The organism is Pleurocapsa sp. CCALA 161 (assembly GCF_003003995.1).
Classification (GTDB): Bacteria; Cyanobacteriota; Cyanobacteriia; order Cyanobacteriales; family Xenococcaceae; genus Waterburya.
The window spans coordinates 1-11256 of the sequence record NZ_PVWF01000052.1; the positions used below are offsets into that span (position 1 = coordinate 1).

Annotated in this window: 10 protein-coding genes; 4 read left to right on the forward strand and 6 right to left on the reverse strand. The window is 39.6% G+C overall.

Going from position 1 to position 11256, the window contains the following annotated elements; translation table 11 throughout:
• Positions 1–152 precede the first annotated feature (152 nt).
• The 3 genes from C7B62_RS13705 to C7B62_RS13715 all read left to right on the forward strand — a co-directional run bounded on the left by C7B62_RS13705 (position 153) and on the right by C7B62_RS13715 (position 2686).
• Complete coding sequence (locus C7B62_RS13705) at positions 153–431, forward strand: TIGR02450 family Trp-rich protein (RefSeq protein WP_106237127.1); 279 nt, start codon at positions 153–155, stop codon at positions 429–431.
• A 640-nt stretch (positions 432–1071) separates the two neighbouring features.
• Positions 1072–2349: a histidine--tRNA ligase gene (gene hisS, locus C7B62_RS13710; protein WP_106237131.1), complete on the forward strand. Its 1278-nt coding sequence runs from the start codon at positions 1072–1074 to the stop codon at positions 2347–2349.
• Between the two features lie 46 nt (positions 2350–2395).
• Positions 2396–2686 (forward strand): DUF2288 domain-containing protein, encoded by a 291-nt coding sequence (locus tag C7B62_RS13715; protein ID WP_106237136.1) that lies wholly within the window; start codon positions 2396–2398, stop codon positions 2684–2686.
• 8 nt (positions 2687–2694) lie between these two features.
• On the opposite strand, the gene C7B62_RS13720 is transcribed toward C7B62_RS13715, so the two are convergent.
• From C7B62_RS13720 to C7B62_RS13740, 5 genes are all read right to left on the reverse strand, one after another.
• Positions 2695–3123 (reverse strand): hypothetical protein, encoded by a 429-nt coding sequence (locus C7B62_RS13720; RefSeq protein ID WP_199194192.1) that lies wholly within the window; start codon positions 3121–3123, stop codon positions 2695–2697.
• Between the two features lie 38 nt (positions 3124–3161).
• Positions 3162–3680 carry a GNAT family N-acetyltransferase gene (locus C7B62_RS13725; RefSeq protein WP_233219956.1) on the reverse strand — a complete coding sequence of 173 codons (519 nt, stop codon included), beginning with the start codon at positions 3678–3680 and terminating at the stop codon, positions 3162–3164.
• 71 nt (positions 3681–3751) lie between these two features.
• Positions 3752–5284, reverse strand: a complete 1533-nt coding sequence (locus tag C7B62_RS13730; RefSeq protein ID WP_106237139.1) for an NAD(P)/FAD-dependent oxidoreductase — start codon at positions 5282–5284, stop codon at positions 3752–3754.
• A gap of 110 nt (positions 5285–5394) precedes the next feature.
• Positions 5395–6321 carry a DNA adenine methylase gene (locus C7B62_RS13735; protein ID WP_106237143.1) on the reverse strand — a complete coding sequence of 309 codons (927 nt, stop codon included), beginning with the start codon at positions 6319–6321 and terminating at the stop codon, positions 5395–5397.
• A gap of 66 nt (positions 6322–6387) precedes the next feature.
• A complete protein-coding gene (locus C7B62_RS13740; RefSeq protein WP_106237147.1) occupies positions 6388–8217 on the reverse strand; it encodes a tetratricopeptide repeat protein in 1830 nt (609 codons plus the stop codon).
• 169 nt (positions 8218–8386) lie between these two features.
• Here C7B62_RS13740 and C7B62_RS13745 point away from each other — a divergent pair, with 169 nt between their 5' ends.
• A complete protein-coding gene (locus tag C7B62_RS13745; RefSeq protein WP_106237150.1) occupies positions 8387–10027 on the forward strand; it encodes a DUF3685 domain-containing protein in 1641 nt (546 codons plus the stop codon).
• A 68-nt stretch (positions 10028–10095) separates the two neighbouring features.
• On the opposite strand, the gene C7B62_RS13750 is transcribed toward C7B62_RS13745, so the two are convergent.
• Positions 10096–11256 (reverse strand): hypothetical protein (locus C7B62_RS13750; RefSeq protein ID WP_158260682.1); only part of this gene is annotated, 1161 nt, incomplete at its 5' end.

The following is an 11256-nucleotide window of genomic DNA, read 5'->3' on the forward strand; positions in this document are numbered from 1 at the left end:
GTGTTAAACAGAAACATAAGGCGATCGCACTGTAACTATTAATTCTTTCTAAAAATAATTGATACAAAACAGATGTAGTTTTCATAAAAATATCACAATCAAAAAAGTAAATTATTGCGACTAGAGAATCATTATTATCTCTTGAGGTTAAAATGTCGAAAAAGCAAAAACGAAAGTTCCCCTATTTAATTGGCTCAAAATGGACGGCAATTCAAAAAACCTGGGGCTGGAGACATTTCCAAGTAATTGACCGCCAAAATCAAGGAAAATGGGTTTTTGCCGAAATGGTAGCCTCTTGTGATCCCCAAACTCGCTTTTGGCTGAATGCGTCTCAACTTAAAGATGATTCCCTTTGGCTACCAGGATGGAAAACTCTTCAAGAGATAGCAACGGATGAGAACAATGGTAACTTTAATAATTTTAGCGATTAATTTTGTTTATATGTTTAAAGATTGAATCAAGTTTTTGTTAACAGTAACCACAAAAAAGCCTTGAAAAGATAATAACATTATCTTTGATAATTTTTTTTTAGTTTTTTAACTATAACTCTAAATGTTACTGAATAATTTTATTGCAGTAGGAGTTGATGCTGACAAAAAACACTATCATCTTAAATTAGCTGTTAAGTACTGTTTAATACTCAAACAAGGCTGTAAAAGATTTTAAATAGTAACCATATAATTGATTGTAATTATAGTCATGTTACAAAAACTTGTTGCTTGAAAAATTGACCAGTCACAAAAAATTTTGATTGTACGGTAAAATTTATCATATATTAAAATCCCAAAAATAGAAAAAATCGCCAGTTAACTTAAACAAATGAGTTATTGTGATCGCTAAAATATCTTCATCAAAACTTTATAAATTTAGGTAAAAGCGATTTAAAAAGCAGTATAGCAAAGAGGTCATACTTAGGTAGACAAAAAATTGTTGGTAATTGTGCAGTTTATCGTATTAATTTACTGAGATGGTCAAGTTGAAAACACTAAACTAGGGTTCAGCAGTAAAGATAGCTAATAACTATTAGCATAACAGCACTACCTAATTTGATTTTGAGCAAGTAAACAATAAATGATTCAAGCATTAAGAGGAACTAGAGATATATTGCCAGAGGAAGTTGTCTACTGGCAGTTGATTGAAGCGACGGTAGCAGAAATATTAGGTCGGGCAGTATATCGAGAGATTCGAGCGCCAATTTTTGAACAGACGGCTTTATTTGAGCGGGGTATTGGGGAAGCTACTGATGTGGTTGGCAAAGAGATGTACACTTTTAGTAGCCGAGGCGATCAATCAATTACCCTCAGACCTGAAGGTACAGCGGGAGTGGTACGAGCCTATATTCAGAATAAGCTTTACGCTCAAGGAGGAGTTCAGCGTCTGTGGTACACAGGACCAATGTTTCGTTATGAACGTCCTCAAGCTGGTCGTCAGCGCCAGTTTCATCAGGTAGGACTAGAATTATTGGGTTGTGATGCTCCTCGCGCCGATGCGGAGGTAATTGCTTTGGCAAACAATATTCTGCAAACTCTCGGTTTACAAAATTTGGAGATGGATATTAATTCGGTAGGTAACGGGGAAGATCGCCAGAACTATCGTGCAGCTTTAGTAGGTTATCTAGAACCTTATAAAAATGATCTAGACGCAGATAGTCAAGAGCGTTTGATTCGTAACCCATTAAGGATTCTAGACAGCAAAGATCCTCAGACTCAAGAAATTGCTCAAAATGCGCCTAAAATTACTGAACACCTCAGCGTAGCATCGAAAAATCACTTTGATACGGTTTTGCAGTTACTGAGGGATTTAAATATTAAGTATCAAATAAATCACTGTTTAGTGAGAGGTTTGGACTACTATACCCATACGGCGTTTGAAATCAAATCTAATGACTTGGGCGCACAAGCAACAGTATGTGGTGGAGGGCGTTATGACGGCTTAGTCAAAGAATTAGGTGGGCCTGAAACTCAAGCAGTAGGTTGGGCAATTGGTATGGAAAGATTAGTCTTGTTGTTACAACAACTTGACTCTATTGCTGTTAATAGTCCTGATTTATATATTGTGTCTCGCGGTGTAGCCGCCGAAGCACAGGGATTATTATTAGCACAAAAGTTACGCAGTCTGGATTTAGGTGTTGAACTAGACCTGAGCGGAAGTGCCTTTGGTAAACAGTTTAAAAGAGCCGATCGCAGTGGTGCAGTTGCCTGTTTAGTCATTGGAGATGCAGAAGCAGAAAACCAGAGCGTTAACTTAAAATGGTTGGCATCAGGGGAACAACAAGCGATCGCTCAAAAGGATTTATTAGATATGGTTGCTGAATTGAAAGCAAAAATCAAGGGATTGAAAAGCTCTTGAGATAGTTTTAAGATAATTAGCAAAGAAACAATAACTTGCTGTATTTATGCCTGGTTTAAAAGAAAAACTTGAACAAGATGTTGCTGATATTTCCTGGCAAGAATTGCAGCCTCATGCTAAAAGAGATGCGATCATTGTCATTAAGGACGAGTTAGAACTGGCAGAAGTGGCAGTAGCGATCGCTGAAGATAATACAGTCTCCGTCCAAAAATGGATTGGTAGTCAATCAATTGCTAAACCATCTTCCCAACAGCTGACGGAGTGGAATCAAACTCCCGCAAAACAATTTGTTGCTCTAATTGTGCAGCCTTTTGTAGTGGTTCAAGAAGTTAATTAATTTTAATTTTATAGGTTTGTATTACGTTGCAAACCTAACTTGACCCAATCAATGCAGTCTGAAGCATTAAAGAAAATTTTGGGTGCAGCAATATTAACTAGTTTACTGGGTGCATAGTGATCGTAAAAGCATTTGTTGACTTGCTGATGAATAATAATCAGGTTGTGATCATAGGTATAGCGCTGGCGAAAATAATGCGATCCTGCTAAAGTGATCTGGGTATCAAGATGCTGTTTGGCGATCGCTATAATACCTTCAATTTCGCCAGAATATAATTTGGCGGGATTCTCTGCTTGATGCAAGATGCTGGTATATCCTTGCTCGGATAATAAGGCATAAGAATATATATCCTGACCATCAACATAGCTATACACAAAAGGAATAATTAGACATTCCAGATGCGTCGTAGATTTTTCGTAGAGAAACCGATCTATCATCTAGCTCAAGCTTATTGATACTTGTATTAAAACTACTACTAACCTGATCTATCAATAGTATTATTGTTTTCCAGACTCCAATTCAAAAAACAGTGATCGCCTTTTTGTTCAATAACTTCTGCACCCAAACGCTGATAAAAACTTAATCCCCTAAAATTTCTAGCATCCGCAGTCCAAGATAAATGACTACAGTTATTTTGTTTAGCAATCTGTTGCAACTTTTTCATTAATAGAGTACCTGTACCCTTGCTTCTCATCGCTGGTTTAACAAATAAATCATCCAGCCAAATACTCGGTTGTCCAACAAAAGAAGAATATCTGAATTGGTATAGTGCAAATCCAATTTTATTTTGGTTATCTTCCGCCAGGAGAACATAGGCAAAAGGTTGATTGCTAAAGATCGTTTGTTGTATTTTTTTTGGTGTTGTTTGAATCTTAGCTGAATATGCCCCGATGCTACGATCAAATTCTGCTTTATCATGAATAAGTTCATAGATCAAAGTCGCTTCCTGGGGTTCAGCAAATCTAACATTAATCATACCAATCCATTTTTTCAATTTAATTAATTTATAAATACATTGTCTAGTATTGCTATATTAAGACTTGCTTTAACTCGATTATTTTCCTGTCAGTTTAGCGCTAAAATTTCCAAGTGCTTTTGTAGGGGGGCAATGGTGTTAGCTGCGATCGCACCACTAGCAGCCACAGCAGGAATGCCGATCCCAGGAAAAGTGGAATCACCACAGCAGAGTAAGCCTGATAAGGGAGTGTTTGAGCCAGGAAATAGGGCTTGACCTGCTCGATGGGCAGGGCCATAAGTACCGTGATGGCGACGGAGATAGCGCTGGTGAGTTAGGGGCGTACCCACTAGAGTTAGTTCTACGCGATCGCGAATATCAGGAATAACTCGTTCTAACGCTGCCCACATTACTTCGGCTCTTTCTTGTTTGAGTTGCTGATAAGCCTCACTACGGCGATCCATTCCCGCCCAAAGTCGATAAGGTTCATTACCAGGAGTGTAAACGTGAATCCCGTGTTTTCCAGCAGGAGCAAGGCGAGGATCTAAGACAGAAGGAATGGACATTACCACAACATTTTGCGGGGAGGTAATCCCTTTGTCCCAATCGTTGACCACAATGTAGTGACATTCAAGATCTTCTAATCCTCTGGCATCGATACCTAAATGCAGGTGCATAAAGCTTTCACATTCGGGAGTATTGGCTCGCTCTGTCACAAAATTTGGCGGTAATACGTCTTCGGGAATTAAAGATAAAGTATCCCAGATCGAGGCATTAGAAACTACTGCCTTATTTACCCTAATTTCTTGACCGTTACGCAAACGCACTCCCACAGCGCGCTTATTTTCTACTAAAACCTGTTCAACATGGGCATTATAAATTATTTCGCCACCTCGTTTAATTATTCCTCTCACTAAAGCATTAACGATCGCTCCACTACCACCCAGAGGATAATCTAGCTGCACCCCTGGCTTGTACCATTCAGCAAACATAAACGCCATTTCCGCGCCGACAGTACCATCGGCAGGCAAACCAGACAACAGGAAACTCAGTAAGTCCAGCCAGTTGCGAATAAAGCGATCGCTAACCACTTCATCCATAATCTTACTAAAAGGGGCTGTCAGGCGCAGAATATTCGGCAAGTGTTTGAGGGTATTTGGGAGATATTGACCCATACTAATCGCAGCCCCTAAATCGAAGCGCATTGCTAGGGGAGGTAAGGCATTAACTGCGATCGCTAAGGGTTTCATCGTTGCTTGAAGTTTCCGCCATTGGGTTACTGCATCCTCACCCCGAAATTCTCGTAATATTTCACAAAAATGATCTGCGCCGACGTAAGCGTTAAAATCGCCTTCAGGTAGCCGACAACCCCAGACATTGTAGTTTGCCCATTCTAGGTCTTCATCAATAATATCTAGTACCTGACGCAACGGATTATTAGTTGGGCTGGTAGACAAGCCTGAATATAAAGAAGGTCCCGAATCAAACCGATAGCCATCCCGCTCAAAACTATGGGCAGCACCTCCAGCGATCGCATGACTCTCGCATACTACTACCTTATAACCATACTTTGCCAGCAGCGCACCACAGCATAAACCCCCAATACCGCTACCAATTATTACTACATCTACTGTTTGACTCATTACTGTTAGTGAAAATATTTTAATCAACCCTTGTTTCTCGTTTGATCATATCGTTTTGCTCTATTTATGCCCAAAGATGTTCTTCTTCAAACAGAATTTTCCCAGCTCGATTATTTTTGATCCTTTTTGAGCATATATTTGTTGTAAATCAGTAGTTCGTTTATTCTGCCTCTTTTGGAGGCAACTGCATTAATCGTTCTAGTGGCTTTGACTTCTACTACTTCATAGTTCGGATCATCATAAAGAGATTTAATCAAGGGTGCTGCTGAATTGCTAGCTAGCACCTGACAATTTCTCTTAGTCAATTCATCGCAAACTTTTTTTAGTCTTGCTTGTTCTTTTTCATCAAAGCTATTCATGCTATAGCCAGTAAAAGATGAGGTGTTAGAGAGGGGGTAATATGGTGGATCGAAGTAGATAAATGCACCTTTTTGGGCTTTACTTACGGCTTGCTCAAAGTCTCCGTTAAAAATGTGTACCTGAGCTTGGTTGAGATAGGCGCTAATGGCTCTAATTACAGTAGGATCGGCGATGACTGGATTTTTATATTTGCCATAAGGAACATTAAATTGACCACTGTTATTAACCCGAAACAAACCGTTAAAACAGGTTTTATTGAGATAGATAATTCTCGCTGCTCGTTCTACAGGAGTGCGCAGAGCAAAGTCATCTTGGCGATCTTGTTCCCGTAGTTGGTAATAGTATTCCTTGGTATTATTTTCTCTATGTTGTTGACAAAGCCTTAGTAACTCTTCTGGTTGATCTCTAATTACTTGATAGCAATTAACTAGTTCACTATTGCTATCGTTGATCGTACTTTTTTGGGGCTGTAAGGAAAAAAGCATCGCCCCTGCGCCGATAAAGGGTTCGTAGTATTCAGTGTATTTTGCAGGTAAATATTCTTGAATTACAGATAAAAGTTGTCTTTTTCCTCCTGCCCATTTGAGAAATGGTTTGGCTTCGAGTTGATTAAATGATTTTTCAGCTAATTTTTCAGAAAATGTGGTTTCTTGCTGTGGAGAAATATTCTCTGACATTGTGAATTTAGTTGGTGATTTTTTAATCTTTAATCTTGGTGAGAAGTCTTGGTGGGCATTATTTTTTTAATTTTGTTTGTATTCTTCGAGTAGCTTGGGTAGATAGTCATAGCCATCAACGCCAATTAAACTGATAATTTGCGATCGCTGCTGTCCCAAAATATTCTTAAATTCTGCGCCAATCTGCCCTTGCAGGATAGAAAGTAAACCTGCTACCTGTCTCCATTCAACGGAATTGATTTGATTTAAAAGATACATGCCTAAAGCGCCATAGGTAATAGCTGCCCCGCGATCTTCGATGCTGTAGTAGGCTTCTGCTAGATAAGAAAAGCTCAACCCCTGAAGATAGACATCACGAGAGTACTGGGCTAATTCTGCACCTCTAGTTAAAAAGGCGATCGCTGAAGTCGGCTGTTCTAAAACCACATAGGCAATACCCAAGCTGGTGTTACCAAAGGCTTGACTCTGGGAATCTCCCTGTTTTAAGGCTAGTTCTACTCCCTGTTCGAGATAGCGCACCGCTTCTGCATAGTCTTCTGCTGCTATACTATCAAGCTGACGGGCAGCAAATACTTTAGCATAGCCCAAGTTAACTGAAGCATTAGCCTCGCCTAATTTATCTCCTACCTGACGAGCGGCAATTAAGGCTCTTTGACTATATTTGATTGCTTCGCTGTAATTTTTGAGATTGACATTAGTACGACTAAGGTGATTAAGACTAGCAACTTCACAAGCATAATCGTCCGCAGCGATCGCAATTTCTAGAGCTTCTTCATGGAAGGCGATCGCTTTTTGATAATCTCCCGCAGTACGCTGAGAATAGCCTAATAAAGTTAGGATACGGGCTTTATCTTCTGTTCCCTCCACCTGTTTTAAAGGTTCATCAAAGTAATCGAGAGTATCCTGGAGATAATCCCCTGAAAAGGAGGCAAAAACACCGCTATAAAGAGGAAAATCTTCTCTTTGGGCAAAAGTGCGCAATATTTGTAGCATGACAAGAAAACAGCCATCAGCCAAAGCTGGTTTACTCACCACAAATGCCTGCCATAGCTCGCACCAAATTGAGGCAAAAGTCAGCAGGGTGCTATAGGAAAGCTCTTTACCAAACTTAGAATTATAAGGCTGTTGATCGTACCAAGTGACTAAACCTCGCTGGAGGTATTGCAGCAAAATCGCTAACTCAATCCAGGCTCTTAATTCTAGATTATTGGCTACTCTGGCAAAAGCGATCGCTGACTGCTGTTGACCCAGAGTTTGAAATAATTGCTTAGGTAGAGGACTAGTGACTTTTTGTCCCCAAATCTGCCAAGGATTTGGTTTTTCTGCGCCAAAACCTGAAAAATTACTCCCCGAACTATACATCCAGCTAACTAAGTCTCCCTCTAGGATGGTAAAAGACTCTAAACCAGCGGTAATGCCTGTGGCTAGCTGTTGCCAGTCTTGAGCTAATTGAGCATCCCCTTGGGTTTTAGCAGCAGCCTGAAGGTTCTTTGCCAATTGACTTAATTCATCAATAGTTAAGGGGTTTTCTTGATTAGGATCGAGAACATCTACTGTTCTGAGGAAATAGTCTTCAGGATCGCCAGTAATGATCATCTGGGCAGTTTCTGAGATTTCTGCTGCGACTAAATTCTCTTCTTGCCAGCGCAACCACTGTTTTTCAATTGTTTGTAAGGCTCTGACGATCCTGGCTGCTTTCAGTTTCGTTGCCAACTGTGCTTCGGCAGAATCGATGCGTTGACTCAAACAGCGTTCAAAAATTTCCCCTGTGCCAGCTTCAACTTGTTCCACGAGTATTCCGTAAACTCGCTCAACAGAACTTATTTTCCCTTGTAGAGTAAGCTCGACAATCTGGTCAATGAGGGCAAAATAGCGATCGCTTAATGATTCAGACACAATAATATTAGTGAGTCAAAAAAACATTATACCGTTTTGGGATGTAGCACTGAGCAGACATAACTAGGAAATTAGGCAAATTATGGTTCAGGCTAGTTCAATATCAAGATGAGCCATATAATTGATTGTTGTCGCCAAGTTATGCGATTAAATCTGCCATCAGTTCGAAATGACCCAAGCTAAGATCAAACTGTTTATTGTCGATCATGACTCTATTTTCCGCTTGGGATTACGCACAGCGATCGCCCAATATGCTGATTTTGAAATTGTGGGGGAGGGTAACCTAAGTGAAGATACCTTAAGAGAGCTTACTCAAGGTATGGTGCTAAATGTTTTGGTGTTGGGGATTAGCTATACAGAGTCAGAGTCTGGTCTAAAATTGACTCGCCAGTTGAGACAGTTATATCCTCAGCTACCGCTATTTTTACTAACTCCTAATTTAGCAACGAAGCAAATAGCCAAACTTAAATCTTGGGGGGTTAGAGGTAACTGCGATCGCGGTGCTAGTGTTAATAGCATTGTCGAAGCTTTGTATGCCGTTGCTTATGGCAATACTTATTGGTCAACTAATGATGTTACGCCCCAACTTTGGCAACAGGCATTGGCGAATATTAGTCAGTCGGGGAGAATCGAACTAGAACAGACGCTACAAGAAATAGAGCAGAAATTAGCTAATCCTAATTTATCTGACTGGGAACGAGTTTTTTTAGTGGGACGTAAACGAGAATTACAGTCTGCGCGGTGGTTATCTAGTCGTTTGGTTGGGGAAGAAATTGTCTTAAAAGAATCGGCTAACCTTGAGCCTGTCGATGGTGCAATTGTGCCGATTGCGCCCACAGAATTAGCTTGTCTCCCAGAATTTGCTGATTCTGCCAACAAAACTATTTTTGAACGAGTAGTTACAGATATTCAGATGGGGTTAAATAATCGCACCAAGATTCCCCTAGAAATCGATCTACTTCAGCCAGCCATAGCCAAAAGCTTATGTCATTTAATTCTTCAACGTCTGAGTGAAACTATTGCCCAAATCCCGATCGCCAAGACCTTAGATCGAGATTATACTGCTTATCTAGAAGAACTTTGGCAATGGTCTACAGCCTATTTCTTTAGCCAACATTATGGATCAAATGAAAAACAACTTCAGCTAGAAGAAATTTACCGACTAGAACTCACCACAGTCCAACAAAATATTTTCAACGATCTGTATGGTATTGCTGAACTGTTTGACTATCTCTTGGGTAAACCTGGTTTAGTAATAGACAACATGGTTTATCAATCAGATAATCCAGAAGCGATCGCCCGAATTGAATTTCTCCTCCACAATTTGATTATTCATCTGGCTAATGGGGTAATCCAGGTGATCCTCAATAATTTTTACGATCTAGAGGTGTTTAAATATAAGCTATACAAAGCTGAATGCCGTAGCGATCGCGAAATAGCTCGGTTTCGTAATCAACTTTCTTGGCGATACCGCCAGGAGAATTATTTTACCCACCCGCAAAATATTTTTGAAAGTCGTCATCGTTTGTTGGTAATTAACGCTGGTGTAATTAGAACTATATATGTTTATGCTCCTCGTAAGACTGAACTAGATGAACTGACAGGCATACCTTGGTTTTCGACTATCGTGATTGAAATTCGCGATGCGATCGCCCCTATCGTACGTAAATTGATTGCTTTGGTCGGTAGTGGTGTAGTCTTTGTTCTAACTCAGGTAATTGGCAAAGGATTAGGTTTAGTGGGTAAAGGCATCATTCAAGGAATCGGCAGCACGATTAAAGACATTCCCCGCAACAATAAAAAACCCTGACCTAGATTAATTTGGTACAGGGTTGCGATCATTAAATTAAGTAAATAATCATTAGGGACTTGCAAAAACTATTGATTATTACGATAAGAATCAGAATCTCTATCTAATAAATCTTCCAAAAATTGGAAGGAAATATCATTTGCTTCTTTTGTATTTGCTTCTGAATTTAAGTTTTCCTCAGCAGAATTAGGATCGGCATGAAAACTATCCCTGTCTAAAGTATCTAACCACTCGGTAATATTATCACTGTCTTGATTGGGAGTTTCTAAACTATCCAACCATTCAGAAATATTGTTCATATCGTTAGACTGATTATCGTCCAAACTAGTAATTTCTGCCCTGTTATCGCTTAACAAGTCGAAAGAACCAGTATTAGCTTTACCAAGGTCTTCAAAACCTAAATCATTAAGGTTGATCTCTTCATTACTAGTACTTGAGTCCGCATCACTGACAAAATTACGGTTAGAAACTTTAGTGTCTTCAAAGGTAATCTCATCAAAGTTCAAGTCACTATTGCCATCAGCAAAAGTAATTTCTTCCAGACTTGCATTGATATTGCTATCGCCATCATCAAGGTTAACTTCGTCAAAGGTAATTTCTTCCAGACTCGCATTGATATTGCTGTCCATATCATCGAGAGTAACCTCATCAAAGCTTAGATCCTCTGTAGCAGTTGTATCATCGAAGGTAATATCATCCAGACTTTCATCATTATCGATAGTTATATCATCTAAATTAAAGTCTGCTTGATTAGTCAGATTATCTAGGGTAAGTTCTTCTAGACTATTAATCTCATCAGTGGAAGTGGTTTGAGCATCAGCAACGACATTATTGGCAAAGTTAGTAGGAGTAGTATCTTCTGAAAAATCGAAAGATGTTTCAAACGTTTCAAATTCCTGAATATCAGAAGTTTGTTGACTATCTCCATAGTTAAACATGCCTAACGCTGCTGCATCATCTGCTTGAGTCACGCCATCGATACTGTTTGTTTGCTCATCAATATTAGGAGTGACATCAGTTGACAAGTCAACTTCAGGTGCATCAACATTTGTGATGTCAATGTAGGTTGCTGATGGCTCAAAATCTTCCGCGCCCTCGCCTAAGTTTAAATCCGTGTCTTGATTAAATTCAGGTGCATCAACATCTGTGATGTCAATGTAGGTTGCTGATGGCTCAAAATCTTCCGCGCCCTCGCCTAGGTTTAAATCCGTGTCTTGATTGAATTCAGT

Coding starts and splice junctions, on each gene's coding strand:
- C7B62_RS13715 (WP_106237136.1), top strand. CDS start 2,396: ATGCCTGGTTTAAAAGAAAAACTTGAACAAGATGTTGCTGATATTTCC.
- C7B62_RS13745 (WP_106237150.1), top strand. CDS start 8,387: ATGACCCAAGCTAAGATCAAACTGTTTATTGTCGATCATGACTCTATT.
- C7B62_RS13705 (WP_106237127.1), top strand. CDS start 153: ATGTCGAAAAAGCAAAAACGAAAGTTCCCCTATTTAATTGGCTCAAAA.
- C7B62_RS13730 (WP_106237139.1), bottom strand. CDS start 5,284: ATGAGTCAAACAGTAGATGTAGTAATAATTGGTAGCGGTATTGGGGGT.
- C7B62_RS13735 (WP_106237143.1), bottom strand. CDS start 6,321: ATGTCAGAGAATATTTCTCCACAGCAAGAAACCACATTTTCTGAAAAA.
- C7B62_RS13720 (WP_199194192.1), bottom strand. CDS start 3,123: ATGATAGATCGGTTTCTCTACGAAAAATCTACGACGCATCTGGAATGT.
- hisS (WP_106237131.1), top strand. CDS start 1,072: ATGATTCAAGCATTAAGAGGAACTAGAGATATATTGCCAGAGGAAGTT.